Raw genomic sequence first — 20,548 nt, forward strand, 5'->3', positions numbered from 1 at the left:
GGAGAACCATGGAGCACCTCGAAGGAGCTCTGCGCCCCTACCCCTGGGGCTCCCACACGTTGATCGCCCAGCTGCGCGGCGAGCCTTCGCCGAGCCCGCAGCCGCAGGCGGAACTCTGGTTCGGCGCCCACCCGGCCGCCCCGGCGAAGATCAACGGGCAAGGCTTGGACGAGGCGATCGCGGCCGACCCGGCCGCCGCCCTGGGCAAGCGCGTGCAAGAGGCGCACGGCGACCAGCTGCCGTTTCTGGTCAAGCTGCTCGCCGCGGCCGCGCCCTTGAGCATCCAGGCCCACCCCTCGTTGGAGCAGGCCAAGGAAGGCTTCGCGCGCGAAAATGCCGAGGGCATCGCGCTGAACAGCCCGGACCGCAACTACAAGGACCCGAACCACAAGCCCGAACTCATCGTCGCGCTGACCGAGTTCCGCGCGCTGGCCGGGTTCCGCCCGGTGCCGGACACCGCCGCGTTTTTCGCCGAGCTCGGCAGCGCGGAGCTGGACCGCTACGCCTCTTTGCTGCCCACGGACGGCGAAGGGGATCTGCGCGCGCTGTTCACCACGCTCATTTCCCTGCCGCACCAGCCGAGGGTGGAGTTGATCGAATCGGTTGCCCGTGCGGCGGCGGAGCTCGTCGACAAGCACGCAGCCCCTGCGTGGATGGTGGAGGCCGCCGAGGTCTACCTCGAGCTCAACCGGGCCTACCCGGGTGATGTGGGCGTGCTGGCGGCGCTGCTGCTCAACGTGCTCACCCTTGCGCCCGGCGAGGCCGCGTTTTTGCGCGCAGGCCAGCTCCACGCCTACCTGTCGGGTCTGGGCGTGGAGGTGATGGCCAACTCCGACAATGTGCTGCGCGGCGGGTTGACCACCAAGCACGTGGACGTGCCGGAGCTGGTGAAGGTGCTGGACTTCAGCACCCTGGAAAACCCGCGGGCGGAGGCGGCCCCGTCGCACGGCGGTGTGGAGTTCCAGCTTCCGGTGGACAGTTTCGCGGTGCGGGTGCATTTGCTTGACGACGGCGACACGCTGGCGGTCGACGAAGACGGCCCCGCGATTGTGCTGTGCACCTCCGGGACCGTGCGCGGCGCCGACGGATTCACGCTGTCCCAGGGCAACGGCGCTTGGGTGCCGGCAAACGATGGTGCAGTGGAGCTGACCGCCGCGGGCGCGGCCCAGGTGTTTGTGGCGACGGCCTAGCCGCTACTTGCTCTCGCGGCCGGTGATCTTGTCGAACACGTCGCGCGCCGTCATGCCGTCTTTTTCCTGCGGGTAGCCCGCTACGTCTTCCTTGCCGGCCACGCGGGTGGGGGAGGCGGGCGCCTCTGCGGCGGAGGCATCCGGGGTCTGCGGCGCGTCGCTTTGGTCCTGCGCAGCCGCGCTCGGCTGCGCGGCAGCGCCTGCGCCCTGCAGCTGCATCTCCGGCGTCTGAGCCTCCTGCGCATCGGGGGCCTCGGCTGCCGACGGCTCTGCCACCTGGATACCGTTCGAACCGCCTGTGCCGTCCAAGTCGTCCGGTCCGTGCGACGGGCCCGAGCCGCTGCCCGGCTGCGGCGTCTGCTCGGACTCGCTGGACGCCTCGTCCGGCGCCTCGGTGGTCTGCGGCTGCTCAGGCTGCTTCGACGGCTCCGCTGCCGGGGTGTGCGTCGGCTCGGTGGCCTGCGACGGCTGCACCTCAGACCCGCCAGGTGCCGGGGTGTCCGGCGTGCTCGTCTGAGCAGCGCTGCTCTCCGGCTCGCGCGGCGGGGTGCTGCCCGGCGTTTGCTGGGAGGGGGTGCGAGCGTCGGTCTGTCGCGCCGGGGTCGGCTCCGCTGCCGCGGTGGTGCCCTGCGGTGCTGCCATCGGGCGGGCAGAGGACGGGACAATGTTGGACGGGCGGAACACCCGCGCCGGCTGCCCGGATTCTGGCGCAGGAGCAACGACAGCGTGCGGCGGCAGGTACGGGTCGTGCGCCGCGTTGTAGCCGGTGGGCATGGCGGCACCGACACGTTGCTGGCCGGAGCGGTCGGAGTCGGCGTGACCGGCCGCGCTCGCGCCGCTGCCGTTGTCGGCTGCGCTGGCGGAGCTGCGCACGGTCCGGGTGTGTGTCTGGTTCTCCGTCACCGTTGCGGTCGTCGGGCTCGACGTGGTGGACGTCGCGCTGGTGCCGGTGGTGCCTGCGGCTTCCGCGGTGAATCCGGCGCGGTTGTTCTGGCCTGGGGAGGAGGTGGCCCAGACGGTGAACCCGACGAGGGCAGCAAGGAGCGCACCTGCGCCGATGAAGACGGCTACCCGGCGTGCTGTCCCTTCCACGATGGCTCCTCCCGCGGGTCGTTTCCGGCCCCGCGTCATAGTTACAAATTGGTAACGTTTGGCTCTGTAGCACTGTTTATAGCACGCGAATGGTAAATGCGGAACCCCTGCGCGGCGAGTCGTTGCGCGTTTGCCTGCCCCGTGGAACGGTTTTGCCGTATACAGATGGGTGTAACACCTCGCGCGGGCGTCGGCTCGCGCACCATTTCTGGAAGGAGCGCCGCAGTGAGCACTTGGGACGAGCAGATTTTCACGGTCGATGCCAACACCGACTTCCTGGACGAGCTGGTCGATCTCGACTTCGACGAGGTTTTTGAGGCGGTCCGTGATGCGGTCCTCCTCGCCGCGAAGCAGGATCCGAGCGAAGACGAGCTGCTCAACGGCCAGGCCGCAGCCACCATTGCGGCGATCTGGTCGGGCGCGCCGTTTTCCGCCGGCGAGATTGCGGAGACCTACCCGTTTATCCGCATGCGCCCGGACGAGATGGACGAGCAGCTGGTCGAGTCCGCGGCCGCCGTGCTCGAGGAGGCGGACACCGAGCAGGATCTGGAGCAGTTCCTCGAGGCGCTGGCGTAGCTGCATGATTGTCGCTGTTGAAGGCATCGACGGTGCCGGCAAAAACACGCTTGTCACCGCGCTCAAAGAGCGCTTTAGCGCCGAGACCCTGGCGTTTCCCCGCTACGAGACGTCCGTGCACGCGCAGCTGGCGCAGGACGCGCTGCACGGCCGCATGGGCGACCTGACCGATTCCGCGTTCGGCATGGCCACCATGTTCGCCCTGGACAGGCATGGGGCGAAGGAGCTTCTCGACGGCTTCGCTGGCCACCGCGACCGCATTATCATCCTGGACCGTTACGTCGCCTCCAACGCGGCGTACACCAGCGCACGCACGGGTGACGCGGCCGCGGTGAAGTGGGTCCACGACCTGGAGTTTGGGAAGCTGGGGCTGCCCAAGCCCGATCTCCAGGTGCTGGTGGACACCACCCCGGACGTGGCCCGCGAGCGCGCGGAGGCGCGCGAAGAGCAGGACGCCACGCGCACCCGCGACCGCTACGAGCGCGACGTGGCCCTGCAGGTTGCGACCTTCCAGGCGTACGCGGAGCTGGCGGAGCAAAACTGGGTGAGCCGGTGGCTTCGCACCGCAGATCCGGCGGTTATCATGCAGGCAGTGAACGAGCTGGCGCAGTAGTAAAAGCAGCGCAAGATAGGAGGACGCATGGCACCGAAGATCCTCGTGGTGGACGACGACCCGGCGATCAACGAGATGCTGACAATCGTGTTGGAGGCCGAAGGCTTCCAAACCAGCTCCGTGACGGACGGTGCTGAGGCGGTGCCTGCCTTCCGCTCGTTCGATCCGGATTTGATCCTGCTGGATCTGATGCTGCCGGGTGTCAACGGCATCGACATTTGCCGCGAGATCCGCAAGGAGTCCGCGGTTCCCGTGGTCATGCTCACCGCTAAGACGGACACGGTGGACGTCGTGCTGGGCCTGGAGTCCGGCGCGGACGACTACATCACCAAACCGTTCAAGCCGAAGGAGCTCGTCGCCCGCATTCGCGCGCGCCTGCGCCGCACCGACGAGACCCCGGCGGATGTCTTCGAGGTCGGCGACCTGACCGTGGACGTGCCGCAGCACACCGTCACCCGCGGCGACGAGGAAATCCAGCTCACCCCGCTGGAGTTCGACCTGCTGGTGGAAATGGCCCGCAAGCCCAACCAGGTGCACTCGCGCGAAGAGCTGCTGGAGTCCGTGTGGGGCTACCGCAACGCCTCCGACACCCGCCTGGTCAACGTGCACGTGCAGCGTCTGCGCTCCAAGATCGAGCACGACCCGGAAAACACGGAGATCATCCTCACGGTCCGCGGCGTGGGCTACAAGACCGGTAAGACGGAGGTGTAGCACCTGGACGCCATACGTCGTGTCGGCGACCGGGTGCGGCACGCCTGGTCCACGAAGCTGCAGGTGCGCTTCGTGGGCACGGTGCTGCTGGTGTCCACGGTCGTGATGTCTGTGCTTGGCTTCGCGCTGGCGTCCGTTGTCACGGACCGCATCACCGCAGCCAAGATTGAAACCGCCAGCGTGGAAATCGAGCGTGCCCGTTCGACCGTGGAGTACCAGCTGGCCAACTCCGGGTCCTCCGCCTCCCTGCAGGCGCGCCTGAACTCGGCGCGCGCCGGGTTGACGCAGCGCGCGCAGGAAAGCGGCGACTCCGCAAGCTTCTACGAGCCGGTGCTGGTGGTGGAAGCCCCGAACGGGTCGGTGACGTCCTCGCCCGAGGCGTACCAGATTCCGAAGCGGCTGGGCGACTACGTCACGGACGGCAACGTGGCCTACCAGTTCGCCACCGTGGAGCGCCCGGACGGCTCGGCCTACGACGCGCTGATCGTGGGCACCCCGACCAACGCGGACATCCCCAATCTTCGCCTCTACCTGGTGATGAACATGGAGAGCGAAGTCTCCACCGTGGCGCTCATGCGCGGCATTTTGGCGTCCGCCGCCGTGATCGTCGTCGTGCTGCTGATGGGCATTTCCTGGCTCGCGTCCCAGCAGATTGTTGCGCCGGTGCGCTCCGCCTCCCGCACCGCACAGCGTTTCGCCTCCGGGCACTTGCGGGAGCGAATGCCTGTCGACGGCGAGGACGAGATGGCCGTGCTAGCCATGTCTTTCAACGACATGGCGGACACCCTAAGCAAGCAGATTGCCAACCTGGAGGAGTACGGCTCGCTGCAGCGCCAGTTCACCTCCGACGTCTCGCACGAGCTGCGCACCCCGCTGACCACGGTGCGCATGGCGGCGGACCTCATCGCCGCGAATGAGGACTCGCTGGAGCCAGCGACCAAGCGCGCCTCGCAGCTGATGACCAGCGAGCTGGACCGCTTCGAGGCGCTGCTCAACGACCTGTTGGAGATTTCCCGCCACGACGCCGGCGTGGCCGAGCTGTCCTCGGCGAACGTGGATGCGCGCCAGCCGGTGGAGTCCGCCTGGCAGCAAACCCACCACCTGGCTGAGGAGCTGGACGTGGACGTCATCTTCGACATCCCGGACGAGCCGCAGACGCTGGAGGGCGACGCCCGCCGCATCGAGCGCGTGGTGCGCAACCTCATGGCCAACGCCATCGACCACTCCGAAGGCAATCCGGTCACCGTGCGCATGCGCTGCAACGACGAGGCGGTGGCGATCACGGTCACCGACGGCGGCGTGGGACTGAAAACCGGTGAGGAAGATCTGGTGTTCAATCGTTTCTGGCGCGCGGACAAGTCCCGTAAGCGCCACTCCGGCGGCACCGGGCTGGGCCTGGCGATTGCCCGCGAGGACGCGCAGCTGCACGGCGGCACGCTCGACGCGATCGGCGAATTCGGGGTGGGCTCGCAGTTCCGCCTGGTGCTGCCGCGCCACCTCGAGGCCGGGTTCAGCGAATCCCCGCTCCCGCTCGAGGCGCCGCGCGCCGCCGAAACAGCGGAACCACCCGAAGGTGCAGACCACTCTGCTGACAGCGCTGAAGGAATTGGTGGGGAAGGCGGAGCCGTCGATAAGCGAGTGCCCCAGGAGGACACCGATGCGTAAAACCCTTGCCTGCCTCACAGTTGCGCTGACTGCGCTGACCACTAGCTGCGCGTCGCTGCCCACGAACTCCGCGCCGCACGTCATCCGCTCCTTCGCCCCCGAGGAGACCGAAACGCAGGAAGCAGGCCCGAAGGAAGGGCAAGAGCCGGACCTTTTGCTGCGCGATTTTTACCACGCATCCGCCACGCCGGACGGCGACTACGAGACGGCGCGCGCCTACCTCACCGAAGGCGCCTCGGCGGCGTGGGACCCCACCGGGCAGAAACTGGTGGTGGACAGCATCGGCATGACAACCCTGCCGGGCTCGTCAGTGGGGCAGCGCAGTTTCGCGGTGCACGGCCAGGTCGTCGGCACAGTGCGCTCCGGGGGCTCCTACGCGCCGGAGCGCGGGGACTACGAGGCCACCATCGACATGGAGATGGTCGACGGGCAGTGGAGGATCTCCTCGCTTCCGCAAGGCGTAGTCTTCGAACGCACAGAACTTCGCAACCAGTACCAGCCCTACAACCTGTACTTCTTCGACCAGGACAACCAGGAGCTGGTCACGGACCGCCGCTGGGTGCACTCGCGCCGCGAAACCCTGGCCAGCGACCTGATCGGCCTGCTCATGGAAGGCCCCTCCGAGCGGCTGCGGCCAGCGCTCACCGGCTCGCTGCCCTCGAGCGTGACGTACACGGGCGAGCAGGACGGCGCCTACACCTTCAGCGGTTTCGCCGACGTGGGCGAGGAGGAACGCGCCCGCTTCGCGGCCCAAGTGGTGTGGACGCTCGCCTCCGCCGGCGTCACCGGCCCGTACACGCTTGAGGCCGACGGGCAACCGCTTATCGACGGCACCACCGCCCTGGACACCGACGACTTCATCGCAGCAAGCCCGCTGGTGGAGACGGTGGGGGAGACCAAGCTCTACGCCCTGTCCAGCGGCAAGGTCGTGCGCGTGGACGAGCGCTCCACGCAGCCTGTCGAAGGCAGCCTCGGCACGGCCAGCGACGTGTCTTCCGTGGACATCGCCGGCGGCGGCGAGTGGGCCGCCATCTTTGGCAAACCCGGCGACGATGAGGACGACGTCTTCCGCGTGGGACGGTTCGACGGCACCGAGGCGGAAGTCATGCGCGCGGGCACATTTACCCGTCCCTCGTTCGAACCCGAAGCCGCGGCGGTGTGGACGGTGGTGGACGGCAAGCGGATCCTGCGCACCGTGCAGTCCGCGGCCACCGGCAATCTGACCACAGGCGAGGTCAAAGTCGAACTGCCCAAAGGAGTCGACGGCAACATCTCCGTCCTACGCCTGTCCCGCACCGGCACCCGGGTGGTGATGGTGATCGACGGCAGCCTCTACACCGGAATCGTGCGGCGCCAGGCCTCGGGCGAGCGCACCATCGTCAACGTCTACGAGTACGCCCAGGAACTGGCGGGCAGCGTGATCTCCGCGGACTGGCGCCCGGACGGCTCCCTGCTGGTGGGCACGACATCCACCACACCCGTGATGCGCGTGGAGCAGGACGGCTCCTCCATGACCGCGATGTCCGCCGGCAACATCTCAGCGCCGGTGGTGGCGGTGGCGGCGTCGCCGAGCACGCTGTACGTCACCGACGCTAACGCCTTGCTGCAGGTGCCAGCCTCCGGCGCGGACAACCCGATCTGGCGCGAGGTGCCCGGCCTGGAAGGTGTGCGCGCGCTGCCGATCACTTCGCGCTAGCCTTTCCCGCATGGGGGAATTGTTCGGTCAGGTGGGCGAGCTGCTGCTGCCGCGGCGATGCGCGGGCTGCCGCGCGCCGGGGGAGCTGCTGTGCCCCGCGTGCCGCGCGGGCCTGGCGACGCCACCGCAGCGCGTCTTTCCCAACACCACCCCACACGCGCCGGTGTTCGCGCTCGGGCCGTACGCGGACCCGCACCGCGGGGTGATCCTGGCCATGAAGGAGCGCAACCACCTGGCGGTGCGTCGCCACGTCGGCGCAGTGCTCGCGGCCGCGCTGGACTACCTGGAAGCGCGCGGCGAGATCCCGGTTGGGGCGGTGCTGGTGCCGGCGCCCACGAGGGAGCGCTCTGCCCGGGCCCGCGGCGGCGACCCGGTGGAGCAGGTCTGCCGCGCCACCGGCAGGCGGGTCGCGCCCGTTTTGCGTCTGGACCCGCGGACGGCGGACCAGTCCGGCCTCGACGAAGCCGGGCGACGGGCCAACCTTTCAGGGCGCGTGCAGATTTCCGGCGTGCCCGCCGGCCGGGTTGTGCTCGTGGACGACGTGGTCACCACCGGCGCGACGATGCAGGCGAGCACCGCGCTTCTGCTCTCGCGCGGGGCCGACGTTGCCGCGTGCGTGGCCCTTTGCGCGGCGTAGCCGGCGCTGGTGGTTCGAGCCGAGCAGATTCCCAGGGGTTCCTGACAAATTACGGCAGCCATTTGTGCCGACCTGGGGATTTAGGGCCAGCCTGACAGATTCAGCCGCAATGTGTCAGGGCGTGGGCATTTGTTCACTCGCCCCACCCGTCCGGGTGAACACATCCCGATCCGCGGGCGTATTTGTTCACTTTGCCCAGGGCGGAAAATTCCCAAGCGGAATCTATTCACTAGCCGGTGAATCAATGCGGGGCCGGCGGATTCCTGACAGATTACGGCAGCCGTTTTCGCCGACCTGGGCATCAAGCGCCGGCCTGACAGATTCAGCCGTGAAGTGTCAGGACAGCGACACCGCTGGCGGCCCCGCTAGAGCCCCCGGCGGCCCACCCGAGAAAGTTCGCCCTAAGCGAGCGTTGTATAAAACCGGCCGAATTGGTCATAACCAGTTGTATAGTGGTGATGGACACAGTTCCTACTACCGCAAGGGAGGACGCAGATGACGTCTGCAGACCGTAACCCGAACCAAGAGACGCTGAGCCCGGAAGCCCAGGTCACCATCACCGGGCGAAACGTCGAGGTCCCAGAGCATTTCCAGGAACGAGTAAACGGCAAGCTGGCCAAGATTGAAAAGCTTGATCCGACGCTCAAGTCGTTCCATGTGGAGCTGAAGCACGAGAAGAACCCGCGCCGCGAGTCGGAGGCGGAGCGCATCCAGATCACCGCCACCGGCTCCGGCCACCTGGCCCGCGCTGAGGCGAAGGAGGAGAACTTCTACGCTGCGCTCGAGGCAGCGGTGGACAAGCTGGAACGCTCTCTGCGCAAGGTCAAGGCACGCCGCAACATCGCGATGTCGGGCCACCGCGCGCCGAAGAGCACCGGCGTGATCGCCGCAGAGATGGAGGCGGACGCGAAGGCCGAGCAGGAGCGCGCCGCGAAGGAAACTGGCAAGTACGACGTGGACCCGTACGAGGACCAGGTCGAGGACGTTGTCCCGGGCCAGATCGTGCGCTCCAAGGTGCACTCCAACGCCCCGCGCAGCGTGGACGATGCGCTCAGCGAGATGGAGCTGGTGGGCCACGACTTCTACCTCTTCGTCAATGAGGAGACCAACCGTCCGGCAGTGGTGTACCGCCGCCACGCTTACGATTACGGCTTGATCGAACTCGCTCCGGAGGGGGACGCGGAGTAACCGCAGCTCAAGCTACTAAACTCCGCCCCGGCTCAGTTCTGTTTATGGTTCTGGGCTGGGGCGGGGTTCGTCGTTAGGCATTTGTGCCTATGGGGTTGTCTATACCCCGGGAGGCGTGCGTACAATGGCCGGTTGTATCACCTTGGCCCTGTCAATCCATCAGTAAAGGACTTTGCACACGTGTTTGGACTGTCAAAGCTGCTCCGTGCCGGTGAGGGGCGCACCGTAAAGCGCCTTGCCAAGATCGCCGATCAGGTCATGGCGCTCGACGACGAGTACGCCGCGCTGACCGACGAGGAGCTCAAGGCCAAAACCGCCGAGTTCAAGGACAAGATCGCAGACGGCGCGAGCCTGGACGACATCCTGCTCGACGCGTTCGCCACCGCCCGCGAAGCCTCCTGGCGCGTGCTCGGCCAGAAGCACTTCAAGGTGCAGATCATGGGCGGCGCCGCCCTGCACTTCGGCAACGTCGCCGAGATGAAAACCGGTGAAGGCAAGACCCTGACGTCTGTGCTGCCGGCGTACCTCAACGCCCTGTCCGGCAAGGGCGTGCACATTGTCACGGTGAACGACTACCTGGCCAAGCGTGACGCCGAGATGATGGGCCGTGTCCACCACTTCCTGGGCCTTGAGGTGGGCGTGATCCTGTCCGACATGCGCCCGGCCGAGCGCAAGAAGGCGTACGCGGCGGACATCACCTACGGCACCAACAACGAGCTCGGCTTCGACTACCTGCGCGACAACATGACGCGCTCCGTCGACGACATTGTCCAGCGCGGCCACAACTACGCCATCGTGGATGAGGTGGACTCCATCCTCATCGACGAGGCGCGTACCCCGCTGATCATCTCCGGTCCGGTGGACGGATCCAGCCAGTTCTACAACGTGTTCGCGCAGCTCGCGCCGCGCATGCGCGAGGGCATCCACTACGAGGTGGACCAGCGCAAGCGCACCGTGGGTATCTCCGAGGAGGGCGTGGAGTTCGTCGAGGACCAGCTGGGCATTGACAACCTGTACGCCCCGGAGCACTCGCAGCTGGTCAGCTACCTCAACAACGCCATCAAGGCGAAGGAGCTGTTCGAGCGCGACAAGGACTACATCATCCGCCAGGGTGAGGTCATGATCGTGGACGGCTTCACCGGCCGCGTGCTGGCGGGCCGCCGCTACAACGAGGGCATGCACCAGGCCATTGAGGCCAAGGAGCAGGTGGAGATCAAAAACGAGAACCAGACCCTGGCCACGGTGACCCTGCAGAACTACTTCCGCCTCTACGACAAGCTGTCCGGCATGACCGGTACCGCTGAGACTGAGGCGGCGGAGCTGCACCAGATTTACAAGATGGACGTCGTCCAGATCCCGCCGAACCGCCCGAACCAGCGCGCGGACCGCGATGATTTGATCTACAAGACCCAGGAGGCGAAGTTCGCCGCCGTGGCGGAGGACATCGCGGAACACGCCGCGAAGGGCCAGCCGGTACTGGTGGGCACCACTTCGGTGGAGCGCTCCGAGTACCTGTCGCAGTTGCTCACCCGCAAGGGCGTGGAGCACAACGTGCTCAACGCGAAGTACCACGAGGAAGAGGGCCGCATCATCGCCGAGGCCGGCCTGCCGGGCAAGGTGACCGTGTCCACCAACATGGCCGGCCGCGGCACCGACATCGTGCTCGGCGGTAACCCGGAGATCCTCCTGGACGCGAAGCTGCAAGCCCAGGGCCTGGATCCGCTGGAGGATTCGGAGCGCTACCAGGAGGCGTGGGACGAGCAGCTCCCGGCGGCCAAGGAGCGTTCGCAGCAGCTTGGCGACGAGGTGCGCGAAGCCGGCGGCCTGTACGTCATCGGCACCGAGCGCCACGAGTCGCGCCGCATTGACAACCAGCTGCGCGGCCGCTCCGGCCGCCAGGGCGATCCGGGCGAGTCCCGCTTCTACCTGTCCATGCGCGACGAGCTGATGGTGCGTTTCGTGGGCCAGTCCATGGAGAACATGATGAACCGTCTCAACGTGCCGGACGATGTGCCGATTGAGGCGAAGATGGTCTCCAACGCGATTAAGGGCGCGCAGTCCCAGGTGGAGAACCAGAACTTCGAGATGCGCAAGAACGTGCTGAAGTACGACGAGGTGCTCAACGAGCAGCGCAAGGTGGTCTACCGCGAGCGCCAGGAGATCCTGGGCTCGAAGGACATCGCCGGCCAGGTGCGCCGCATGATCGATTCCACCATTGGCGCGTACGTCGACGGCGCGACCGCCGATGGCTACGTGGAGGACTGGGACCTCGACGGCCTGTGGAACGCGCTGGATTCCCTGTACGGCCCGACGGTCAGCGCGCAGGAGCTCATCGACGGCGACGAGTACGGCCGCGCCGGCGAGCTCACCTCGGAGCAGCTGCGCCAGGCGCTTCTCGACGACGCGAACGCCCAGTACGACAAGCTGGAGGAAAACGTGGCGTCGATTGGCGGCGAGGAGCAGATGCGCAACTTGGAGCGCATGGTGATCCTGCCGATCATCGACACGAAGTGGCGCGAGCACCTCTACGAGATGGACTACCTCAAGGAGGGCATCGGCCTGCGCGCGATGGCGCAGCGCGACCCGCTGGTGGAGTACCAGAAGGAGGGCGGCGACATGTTCAACGCGATGAACGAGGCCGTCCAGGAGGAGACCGTGCGCCAGCTGTTCACCATGCGCAAGCAGTTTGAGACGCAGGACGCTGAGCAGGCTGAGGCGGGCGGCTCGACCGTCGTCTAGCAAATTGCTTGTCGACGAGCTGCCGCCTCAAAGCACCTTGAAGGAGACCAGCTTGCCGTCGCAGATTTTCGCGGCGTAGGCCCTCCTGGTGCCGTCTTGAGTTTCGACGGTGCCGAAGAATTCACCGCCCTCGCGGGCGTGGCAGGTAACCACCTGGAGCCTGTCCGCCGCGGGGGCGGTGCTTGTTGGTGCGTTTGTTAGCGCCGCCGCGTGCTGCCGGGCGCGGATGTGGGCGCGCACCGCCGGCGCGAAGCGCCACGCCATCATGGACGTGGCGCGGTGTTTGCTCAGCGCGGCGTTGAGCGCTTCCGCCACGACCGGTTCGATCTCGGCGGCAGTGTTCGGCGGCGGAGCCGCGGACTCGGAGTTGCGCGCTTGGATGAGCCGGCCGAGCACGGCTGGGCTCCGGTTCAGCTGCGGCACGAGCACTTGCACGTGCCGGTGCCCTGGGGCGGTGTAGTACATGGCGGGTGTCCTCCCTCAACTGAGCGGGAATGCGTGGTGGAGGGGGACGGGCGCTGCGCGGGGTAGGTAGTATTGTCCACGTTCGCAGCCGCCCGTGTAAAGGGTGTGCTCACTACAGTAGGCATCCGCGACGCAACCAACGAAAGAGGGAACCCTTGCAGGGCTTGATCATCGATTACGCAGGAGTGCTGGACACCGGTGCAGAGGACGAGCAGCGCTGGAAGACCCTCATTGAAGCGGTGAAGGCGAAGGACATCGCCGTGGGCATCCTCTCCAACGAGGAAGGCGACGGCGAGATGGCGGAAAAGATCCGCGAGTGGGAATTCGGCGGCGTGGTCGACGCTGTTGTGCTCTCCGGCGAGATCGGGGCGGAAAAGCCGGAGCGCGCCGCGTTCCAGGCCGCGGCCGACGCGATCGGGGTGGACCTGAACGATTGCGTGATGATCGACGACGACATCATGAACGTCCGCGCCGCGGTCGAATACAACATGATCGGCATCCTGCACACCGCCATCGACCGCACCGCGGTGGAGATCCAGTCCCTGTTCGATGTCGAGGCCGAGTTCTAGTGCGCGTCTACATCCCCGCCACCTTCGGCATGCTCGCGGCGCTGGAGGACAACCGCCTGATCCACGCCCGCAACGGCTGGGCGTTCGCGGCCACCGAGGCGCTGCACGAGTTTTTCACCTCCGGCGACCAGGAGGAGATCGAGGCCGTGGCGTTCGACGACGCGGCGATGGCGTCCATCCGCCTGTTGGCCATCGGCGATGAGGAGCGCCACCCGCACCGCCGCGTGGTGGTCTCCGCGGACGTGCCGGATTCCCAGGCCACCCCGGATCCGGAAATGGGCGAGTCCGTGGTGAAGCTGTCCGCGCCGGTGAACTTCGAGGACATCGCCGCGATCCACGTGGACATCGCGGAGGCCGAGGAGGCCACCGCGAAGGCGATCGAGGTCATCGACGCCGCCGACCTGGGCGACGAGGACGCTGAGCTTGCCGTGGGCGACGCCCAGGACAACTACATGGCGTTCTACGACCCGAGCGAGCTACCGGTGCTCGTCGAGCTGCTTTAGCTCCCACTCGTTGTTGGAGTGCAGGGCAGCCAACAGGCCACGCACTGCCGCGGCCCGGCGGCCGACGGGGGAGGCCGGGTCCAGCTCGTCCCAGGCGCACTCCGGATCCGCCGGGGGACCCAAGTGCGTGCAGCCGCGGGGGCAGCGCTGCGCCGCCTCTTCCAAGTCCGGGAACACGTCCACGATTTCTTCGGGGGAGACGTGCGCCAGGCCGAAGGAGCGGATGCCGGGGGTGTCGATGATCCAGCCGCCGCCGGGGACCTCGAGGGCCACGGACTGGGTGGAGGTGTGCCGGCCCTTGCCCACGCCGGAGACCTCGCCGGTTTCACGGTCCGCGTCCGGCACGATGCGGTTGACCAAGGTGGACTTGCCCACGCCGGAGTGGCCGATGAGGGCGGAGACGTGCCCGTCGATAAGCTTGCGCAACTGCTCCACGCCGTCCTCGACGCCGGTGCGCAGCACCTCCACGCCCATGGCCTCGAGCTCGCGCTCGAAGTCGGAGGGGTCCGCGAGGTCGGTCTTGGTCACGCACACCACCGGAGTCACGCCGCCGACGAAGGCGGCGATTAGGGCGCGCTCGACAAAGCCGGTGCGCGGCGGCGGATCCGCGGCCGCGACCACGATGAGCATCAGCTGCGCGTTGGCGACGATGATGCGCTCATACGGGTCCGTGTCGTCCGCGGTGCGGCGCAGCACCGAGGTGCGCTCCTCGCGTTTGACGATGCGAGCGAGGGTGTCTTTCGCGCCCGAGGTGTCGCCGACCACGCCGACGCGGTCACCCACTTCGATGGAGGTGCGCTTGAGTTCGCGGGCGCGGGTGCACTGCAGGCGGGTGCCGGCATCATCGAGCACCACGCCCCAGCGGCCGCGGTCCTTGGCCACGACGAGGCCGAACTCGGCGTCGTCGTGCGTGGGGCGGTTCTTCGAGCGCGGGCGCGAGCCCTTGCCGGGGCGCACGCGCACATCGGACTCGTCGTAGTCGGCGAAGCTGCGGCCCATTACTGCGCCACCACCTCCGCCCACATGTCGGCGAACCCGGGCAGCGTCTTGGCGGTGGTCTCGATGTTTTCCACCTCGACACCGCCCACCACCAGGCCGATGATTGCGCCGGCGGTGGCCATGCGGTGGTCGTCGTAGGTGTGCCAGGCCCCGCCGCGCATCCGGGTCGGGGTGATGCGCAGCCCGTCGCCGAGCTCCTCGCAGTTTCCGCCCAGCCCGTTGATTTCGCGCGACAGCGCGGCCAGGCGGTCGGTTTCGTGGCCGCGCAGGTGGGCGATGCCGGTCAGCTCGCTCGGCGTGGTGGCGCAGGCGGCGATGGCGGCGACGGTGGGGGCGAGCTCGCCGATGTCGCTCATGTCGATGCGGATGCCGCGCAAGTTGCCGGCCTCCGGGCCGCGCACGCGCAGGGTGTGGCCGGCGCCGGCGGCCTCCAGCTCCACCTCGCAGCCCATGCGCTCCAGGATGGACTGCATGGTCGCGCCCGGCTGGGTGGTGGTCACCGGCCAGTGCGGGATGCGCACCTCGCCGCCGGTGACCGCCGCGGCGGCCAAAAACGGCGCGGCGTTGGACAGGTCCGGCTCGATCTCCCAGTGCGTGCCGCGGATTTCCTGCGGCTCCACGGACCAGGAGCTGGCGGTGGCCTGCACCTTCACGCCCGCGTCTTGCAGCATTGCCACCGTCATCTCGATGTGCGGCATCGACGGCAGGGTGCCGCCGGTGTGGCGGATCTGCACGCCGCGCTCGAACCGGGGCGCGGCGAGCAGCAGGCCAGAGACGAACTGGGAGGAGCCGGACGCGTCGATCTCCACCGGGCCGCCCTCGGCGCGGCCAGTGCCGTGGACGGTAAACGGCAGCGCGTCGCCCGCCACGGACACCCCCAGGGCGCGCAACGCGTCCAGGATGGTGGACATGGGGCGTTTGCGGGCGTGGGCGTCGCCGTCGAAAAGCACGGGCCCATCCGCGAACGCCGCGACGGGCGGCACGAACCGCATCACGGTGCCCGCCAGCCCGCAGTCGACCTCGGCGGAACGCAGCTTGCCCGGGGACACGCGAATGGACTTGCCGTCGCGCTCGATGGCGGTGCCCATGGCGCGCAGCGCATCTTCCATCAGGTCCGTGTCGCGAGAGCGCAGCGCCCCGACAATGGTGGACGGGCCGGCCGCGAGCGCCGACAAAATATAGGCGCGGTTGGTCATGGATTTGGACCCGGGCACCTGTTGCGTGTGGGTGATCGGGCTGGGGTGAAACGGCGCAGGCCACATTTCGGTCATGGAAGTCATGATAATGGAGGGCATGTGCGGACGATTCGTTCTTTTCACGTCAGGCGACGACCTAGTCCAAGAGGTGGCGGGCCTTCCCGGCATCGCGGAAGTTGAGGCCCCGGACGGCACCCCGCCGCCGCGCTACAACATCGCGCCCACCCAGCAGGTGCCGCTGATCAGGGTTGCGGAAAGTGCCGCGCGTATCGACGCCGCGCGGTGGGGCCTGCTGCCCACCTGGAAGAAGGACGAGACCGGCCCGCCGCTGTTCAACGCCCGGGGCGAGACGGTGGCCGAGAAGCCGTCCTTCCGCAGCGCGTTCAAGGCGCGGCGCGGGCTGATGGTGCTGGACGGCTACTACGAGTGGAAGCAGACGGAAAGCGGCAAGCAGCCGTACTTCGTGCGCCCGAAAGACGGCATGCTCTACGCCGCCGCGCTGTGGGAGACGGGGCTGGACCGCCTCTCCACCACCATGGTCACCACCGAGGCCACGGAGAACATGGCGTGGCTGCACCACCGCCTGCCGCTGTTTTTGCGCGAAGACGAGATCCGCACCTGGGTCGACGGCACCCCGGACGAGGCGCTGGAGCTGGTGCATCCTTCGCGCGTGGCGGAGACCCTGGTGTGGAACGAGGCGGCCCAGGAAGTGGGCAACACCAGAAACGACTACGCCGAGCTGATGGGCGACGCCCGCTAAGGCCGCGGGCGCCGAAGCTACGGAGCACTGATTGGCGCGAACTCCGCCCTGGTCAGCTCCGCCAAGTCGCGCGGTGCGAGGCGGGCGGACAGGCCGCGCTGGCCGGCGGAGACGGTGACGGCGGGCAGGTCGGCCACGGAGGCGTCGATAAGCGTTGCAAGCTTGTGCATCGTGCCAAGCGGAGAGATGCCGCCGACGACGTAGCCGGTAGCGCGCTGCGCTTTGGCCGGATCTGCCATCTCCGCGCGCTTCCAGCCGAGCGCTTTCGCCGCGGCCTTTAAGGAAAGGTGCCCGGCCACCGGCACGCAGCAGATGGCAAGATCGCGCTCGTGGGCGACGACCAACGTCTTTAACACCGCGGCCGGATCCAAACCGAGCTCGGCCGCAGAATGCTCGCCGAAGTGGTCTTGGCTGGGGGAGTAGGTGAGCACCTCGTGGTCGGTGCATTTCAGTGCCGTCAATGCGCGGGTCTTCTCGGCCATGGCCACAGGGTAGCGCGCGCAGAAGGTGGCCCTACAATGGCTCACATGCCCGAAACCGAGCCAGACGCAGGCGTGAGCGATGACCTGAAGGCGCGCTTCAACGAGGAAGCGATGCCGCTTTTGGACCAGCTGTACGGCGGCGCGCTGCGCATGACGCGCAACCCGCAGGACGCCGAGGACCTGGTGCAGGAGACCTATTTAAAGGCCTACAAAAACTTCGGCAGCTTCACCCCCGGCACCAACCTCAAGGCGTGGCTGTACCGGATTATGACGAACACGTACATCAACTCCTACCGCAAGAAGCAGCGCCGCCCGCTGGAAACCTCCGCGGACGAGGTGACGGACAACCAGCTCTACACCTCCAGCTCGCACGACTCCACCGGCCTGGAGTCCGCGGAGGTGGAGGCGCTGAAAGCTATGCCGAACTCGCGGATCTCGGAGGCGCTCAACGCGTTGAACGAGGACTACCGCATGGTGGTCTACTACGCGGATGTGGAGGGGATGGCCTACAAGGAGATCGCGGATGTGATGGACATTCCCATCGGCACCGTGATGAGCCGGCTGCACCGGGGAAGAAAACAGCTCCGCGGGATGTTGAAGGACGTGGCGAAGGAACGCGGCATCGGCCTCGACCACGCTGACATGGCGGATGCCGCCGGCAAACAGGACGCGAAGGAGAAGTAATGTCCACCGGACACACCCACACCGACGCTCACGGCTGCGACGCCACCCACCGTTTGTTGTGCGAGCTGTTCGATGCCGACACTGCGCCTGAGCGCCGCGAGGAGATCAAGAACGACCTGGCGTCCTGCCCGGAGTGCCTGGCCGTCGCCCAGTCTGAGCGCGACGTCCGCGCGATGGTGCGCGAGTGCTGCGGCCCCGCGAAGGCCCCGGAGCCGTTGCGCCAGCGCATCATCGCCTCCATTACTACGGTGAGCTACACCGAAGTCCGCTATAGATAAGGCCTCTGTTTCCCGCCCGCAGCCCGTAGGTTGCGGGCTTTTTGCTTTGCGACGGCCCCTTGCCGCCGCATCGGGGGTAAAAGCGGGGGTAGTGGGGGTTTCCGGATTGCTGAACAATCTGCGGATCATTGAACAATCCAGGGGTTTTGCTACACCCCTGAGGGGAAACCCGGGGAAAATAAGAGTGCATGAGTTGTGTATGCAATCCAAACATGCAGGTAGACGCAAAATTGCCGGGATCCATGCTGGAAAACACCTTAGCGTGCATAAAATGCAGTACTGACGGATTGTTCAACCATCCGCGCGCGATCGCAGTTCGATCGTTGAACAATGCTGACGAAACGGCGGATCACGCGGGCAGATTGATGAACAATCCGCAGCTAGGAACGCGTGGAAACGTTGAACAATCCGGACGGAATGTTCAACGATTTAGGGTATTTTTCAGCCTGGCGGCGAGCGGTTTACCTGCGCATATTCGGTGCATAAACTCGGGGATGTCACAAAGAGAAAAACGCACACCAAGGAGTCACCGAGATGCGAGCAGCATTCCGAAACACCATCGCCGCAGCGGTTGCCGCAGCCATCGCCATCTCCGGCGCCGACGTCGCACACGCCGCCCAAGAGATCGAGCTCGCACCGGTGCTGACCAACACCGCCACCCTCGTTGACTCCGACGGCGACGGCCTGCCCGACATCTGGGAAGAGCAAGGCGTCGTCCTCGCAGACGGCACGGAAATCCCCCTGCCGGACTGGGGTGCCGACCCTAACCGCCCGGATGTCTTCCTCCAGCTGAACTGGATGGCCTCCGAATACGACACCCTCGGCTGCGACACGTCTGCTGCCCGCGAGTGCGCTAGCGCCAACCGCACCTCTTACGCCCCGTCGACGCAGAGCCTGGATGATTTAGTGGACCTGTTTGCCGACCACGGCATTAGCCTGCACATCGATGCCGGCGAGCACTACACCAACATCCCTAACTACTCCGACGTCCACGGCGGCGAGACGCTGGAGTACCGCGACTCGTACTTCGACCCGAGCAAGTTTGAGGCGTTCCAGCTCATTAACACCATCAACAACCTTGGGGATCGCGCCAACATCTTCCGCCCCGGTGTGCTGGGCGACCGGATGCGCGCCGGCTCCAACGCCACGGGCCTGTCGCTGGTGGGCGACAGCTCCTTCTACGTCGCCAACCCCGGCGGGCGTGCGAACGACGAGCAGGTGCGCAACACCATCCTGCACGAGTTCGGCCACACCCTGGGTCTGCGCCACTGGGGCGCACAAGAGTTCGTCCGCGACATTGTGGAAGGTTCCCCGATGCAGGCCGGCTACCAGTCGGTGATGAACTACGACCATCAGTTTGACTACTTCAACTACTCCGAGCAGGGCTACTTCGCCGACACCCCGGCAGGCAAGGTCTTCGTTCCGGCGGACTGGGACAAGCTCCAGATGGCCAACACCCGCATCGGCGCCTACGCCGAGTCCATCGGCGCCCGCGTTGACATCGCCGACAAGGCTGAGGTCGAGGAGATCGAGCAGCCGGAGGAGGTCGTCGAGGTTGAGAAGCCGGAGCCTGTCGAGGTTGCCGACGTGCACGAGATGGTCGAGCTGGTCCCGGCCGAGGAAATCGCCGACGAGCCGGCTGCCGAGGCCGAGGCTCAGCCGGGTGTCGTCCCCGCCAAGGCGGAGCAGCCGGTGAAGGACGATCCGAAGGTCGAAGCGAAAGCCGAGGCCAAGGTCAAGGTTGAGGTCAAGCCCGCCAAGGCTGAGGCTCCCAAGCAGGCTGACAGCCAGGTCAACGTCGCGGCCATCATCGGCGGTGTCGTCGCAGCCCTGGCAGCCCTGGGCATCGGCGCAGCATTCCTCGCAATGCGCTAAGAGCAAGAGGTAGAAACCAACAAGCGGGCCCTTCCCGAAATGGGAAGGGCCCGCTTGCTACTTCGTTTTACCGCGCTTTAAGAGTTGGGGCGCTTACCGCGGTTCGCGCTCTTCTTACGACGGTCCTTGCGCTTGCGACCACGCTTGCTCATGGGGGCCTCCTTTGAATATGGGTACCGGTTACAGATGTTCCACTGTATAGCCCTGCACTGCTGGCAAGGTAATCCGGCGGAGTTTTACGCCGACAGGCGTGCGCGGTTGCGGGCGCGGGCCTTGTTGCGGCGCTTGAGCGCGCGGCGCTCCTCCTCGGACAGGCCGCCCCAGACGCCGGCGTCCTGGCCGGTCTCCAGTGCCCACTTCAGGCACTGGGAGGTGACGGGGCAGCGGTGGCAGACCAGCTTGGCCTGTGCGATCTGGCTCAGGGCCGGGCCGGAGTTACCGACGGGGAAGAACAGTTCCGGGTCCTCGTCGCGGCAAATAGCTTCGTGGCGCCAATCCATGATGGTGACTCTCCTTTAAATGGTGTGGGTTGAATCCATGTGCAATTACGTGCGCACCACAAACACCCGCATTTGGCAGATGCGTTGCAAACGAAGTTTGATTCCTGGTGCCGGGCGGAGTGTCCCGTTG

At 66.8% G+C, this 20,548-nt stretch carries 22 protein-coding genes; 15 read left to right on the top strand and 7 right to left on the bottom strand.

Annotated elements, in window-relative coordinates:
• Positions 1 to 8 precede the first annotated feature (8 nt).
• Positions 9 to 1,190, top strand: a complete 1,182-nt coding sequence (gene manA / locus ACX1NL_RS02875; RefSeq protein WP_458898555.1) for a mannose-6-phosphate isomerase, class I — start codon at positions 9 to 11, stop codon at positions 1,188 to 1,190.
• A gap of 3 nt (positions 1,191 to 1,193) precedes the next feature.
• Here the strand turns inward: manA and ACX1NL_RS02880 are convergent, their stop codons facing one another.
• A complete protein-coding gene (locus tag ACX1NL_RS02880; protein ID WP_458898556.1) occupies positions 1,194 to 2,282 on the bottom strand; it encodes a hypothetical protein in 1,089 nt (362 codons plus the stop codon).
• A gap of 225 nt (positions 2,283 to 2,507) precedes the next feature.
• Here ACX1NL_RS02880 and ACX1NL_RS02885 point away from each other — a divergent pair, with 225 nt between their 5' ends.
• The 8 genes from ACX1NL_RS02885 to secA all read left to right on the top strand — a co-directional run bounded on the left by ACX1NL_RS02885 (position 2,508) and on the right by secA (position 12,107).
• Positions 2,508 to 2,858, top strand: coding sequence for a hypothetical protein (locus ACX1NL_RS02885; protein ID WP_458898557.1), 351 nt, complete (start codon positions 2,508 to 2,510; stop codon positions 2,856 to 2,858).
• A gap of 4 nt (positions 2,859 to 2,862) precedes the next feature.
• The gene (locus tag ACX1NL_RS02890; protein ID WP_458898558.1) at positions 2,863 to 3,471 is read left to right on the top strand and encodes a dTMP kinase; all 609 of its coding nucleotides are present in this window, start codon (positions 2,863 to 2,865) and stop codon (positions 3,469 to 3,471) included.
• Positions 3,472 to 3,498: 27 nt separating this feature from the next.
• Positions 3,499 to 4,182, top strand: a complete 684-nt coding sequence (gene mtrA / locus ACX1NL_RS02895) for an MtrAB system response regulator MtrA (RefSeq protein WP_458898559.1) — start codon at positions 3,499 to 3,501, stop codon at positions 4,180 to 4,182.
• Positions 4,183 to 4,215: 33 nt separating this feature from the next.
• A complete protein-coding gene (gene mtrB / locus ACX1NL_RS02900; protein WP_458898560.1) occupies positions 4,216 to 5,847 on the top strand; it encodes an MtrAB system histidine kinase MtrB in 1,632 nt (543 codons plus the stop codon).
• Positions 5,840 to 7,543, top strand: coding sequence for an MtrAB system accessory lipoprotein LpqB (gene lpqB, locus ACX1NL_RS02905; protein WP_458898561.1), 1,704 nt, complete (start codon positions 5,840 to 5,842; stop codon positions 7,541 to 7,543). Before mtrB ends, lpqB begins: the two co-directional genes overlap by 8 nt.
• 10 nt (positions 7,544 to 7,553) lie before the next feature.
• The gene (locus ACX1NL_RS02910) at positions 7,554 to 8,180 is read left to right on the top strand and encodes a ComF family protein (protein WP_458898562.1); all 627 of its coding nucleotides are present in this window, start codon (positions 7,554 to 7,556) and stop codon (positions 8,178 to 8,180) included.
• A 495-nt stretch (positions 8,181 to 8,675) separates the two neighbouring features.
• A complete protein-coding gene (gene hpf / locus ACX1NL_RS02915; protein WP_458898563.1) occupies positions 8,676 to 9,368 on the top strand; it encodes a ribosome hibernation-promoting factor, HPF/YfiA family in 693 nt (230 codons plus the stop codon).
• Positions 9,369 to 9,548: 180 nt separating this feature from the next.
• Positions 9,549 to 12,107: a preprotein translocase subunit SecA gene (gene secA / locus ACX1NL_RS02920; protein ID WP_458898564.1), complete on the top strand. Its 2,559-nt coding sequence runs from the start codon at positions 9,549 to 9,551 to the stop codon at positions 12,105 to 12,107.
• Between the two features lie 27 nt (positions 12,108 to 12,134).
• Here the strand turns inward: secA and ACX1NL_RS02925 are convergent, their stop codons facing one another.
• Positions 12,135 to 12,572: a hypothetical protein gene (locus ACX1NL_RS02925; protein ID WP_458898565.1), complete on the bottom strand. Its 438-nt coding sequence runs from the start codon at positions 12,570 to 12,572 to the stop codon at positions 12,135 to 12,137.
• A 155-nt stretch (positions 12,573 to 12,727) separates the two neighbouring features.
• Here ACX1NL_RS02925 and ACX1NL_RS02930 point away from each other — a divergent pair, with 155 nt between their 5' ends.
• Both ACX1NL_RS02930 and ACX1NL_RS02935 read left to right on the top strand, forming a co-directional pair.
• Complete coding sequence (locus tag ACX1NL_RS02930; RefSeq protein WP_181889954.1) at positions 12,728 to 13,141, top strand: HAD family hydrolase; 414 nt, start codon at positions 12,728 to 12,730, stop codon at positions 13,139 to 13,141.
• On the top strand, positions 13,141 to 13,644 hold the full coding sequence (locus tag ACX1NL_RS02935) for a DUF6912 family protein (protein ID WP_181889955.1): 504 nt from the start codon (positions 13,141 to 13,143) through the stop codon (positions 13,642 to 13,644). Before ACX1NL_RS02930 ends, ACX1NL_RS02935 begins: the two co-directional genes overlap by 1 nt.
• Here ACX1NL_RS02935 and rsgA read toward each other — a convergent pair.
• Together rsgA and aroA are read right to left on the bottom strand one after the other, a co-directional pair.
• On the bottom strand, positions 13,618 to 14,643 hold the full coding sequence (gene rsgA, locus ACX1NL_RS02940; protein WP_239356814.1) for a ribosome small subunit-dependent GTPase A: 1,026 nt from the start codon (positions 14,641 to 14,643) through the stop codon (positions 13,618 to 13,620). The genes ACX1NL_RS02935 and rsgA overlap by 27 nt on opposite strands.
• The gene (gene aroA / locus ACX1NL_RS02945; protein ID WP_458898566.1) at positions 14,643 to 15,914 is read right to left on the bottom strand and encodes a 3-phosphoshikimate 1-carboxyvinyltransferase; all 1,272 of its coding nucleotides are present in this window, start codon (positions 15,912 to 15,914) and stop codon (positions 14,643 to 14,645) included. Before aroA ends, rsgA begins: the two co-directional genes overlap by 1 nt.
• A 22-nt stretch (positions 15,915 to 15,936) precedes the next feature.
• Here aroA and ACX1NL_RS02950 point away from each other — a divergent pair, with 22 nt between their 5' ends.
• Complete coding sequence (locus tag ACX1NL_RS02950) at positions 15,937 to 16,599, top strand: SOS response-associated peptidase (protein ID WP_458898884.1); 663 nt, start codon at positions 15,937 to 15,939, stop codon at positions 16,597 to 16,599.
• A 17-nt stretch (positions 16,600 to 16,616) separates the two neighbouring features.
• Here the strand turns inward: ACX1NL_RS02950 and ACX1NL_RS02955 are convergent, their stop codons facing one another.
• Positions 16,617 to 17,081, bottom strand: coding sequence for an aminoacyl-tRNA deacylase (locus ACX1NL_RS02955; RefSeq protein WP_392398581.1), 465 nt, complete (start codon positions 17,079 to 17,081; stop codon positions 16,617 to 16,619).
• A gap of 45 nt (positions 17,082 to 17,126) precedes the next feature.
• On the opposite strand from ACX1NL_RS02955, the gene ACX1NL_RS02960 reads away from it, so the two are divergent.
• The 3 genes from ACX1NL_RS02960 (at position 17,127) to ACX1NL_RS02970 (ending at position 19,918) form a co-directional block, all read left to right on the top strand.
• Positions 17,127 to 17,765, top strand: coding sequence for a sigma-70 family RNA polymerase sigma factor (locus ACX1NL_RS02960; RefSeq protein ID WP_181889959.1), 639 nt, complete (start codon positions 17,127 to 17,129; stop codon positions 17,763 to 17,765).
• Positions 17,765 to 18,043, top strand: a complete 279-nt coding sequence (locus ACX1NL_RS02965) for a mycothiol system anti-sigma-R factor (protein WP_181889960.1) — start codon at positions 17,765 to 17,767, stop codon at positions 18,041 to 18,043. The genes ACX1NL_RS02960 and ACX1NL_RS02965 overlap by 1 nt, the downstream gene beginning before the upstream one ends.
• 534 nt (positions 18,044 to 18,577) lie before the next feature.
• On the top strand, positions 18,578 to 19,918 hold the full coding sequence (locus ACX1NL_RS02970) for a zinc metalloprotease (protein ID WP_458898567.1): 1,341 nt from the start codon (positions 18,578 to 18,580) through the stop codon (positions 19,916 to 19,918).
• A 77-nt stretch (positions 19,919 to 19,995) separates the two neighbouring features.
• Here ACX1NL_RS02970 and ACX1NL_RS02975 read toward each other — a convergent pair whose 3' ends face one another.
• Together ACX1NL_RS02975 and ACX1NL_RS02980 are read right to left on the bottom strand one after the other, a co-directional pair.
• The gene (locus ACX1NL_RS02975) at positions 19,996 to 20,070 is read right to left on the bottom strand and encodes a 50S ribosomal protein bL37 (RefSeq protein WP_095066802.1); all 75 of its coding nucleotides are present in this window, start codon (positions 20,068 to 20,070) and stop codon (positions 19,996 to 19,998) included.
• Between the two features lie 84 nt (positions 20,071 to 20,154).
• Positions 20,155 to 20,418: a WhiB family transcriptional regulator gene (locus ACX1NL_RS02980; RefSeq protein ID WP_034997533.1), complete on the bottom strand. Its 264-nt coding sequence runs from the start codon at positions 20,416 to 20,418 to the stop codon at positions 20,155 to 20,157.
• Between the last annotated feature and the right edge of the window lie 130 nt (positions 20,419 to 20,548).

The organism is Corynebacterium sp. CQ3829_602738, from assembly GCF_054478435.1.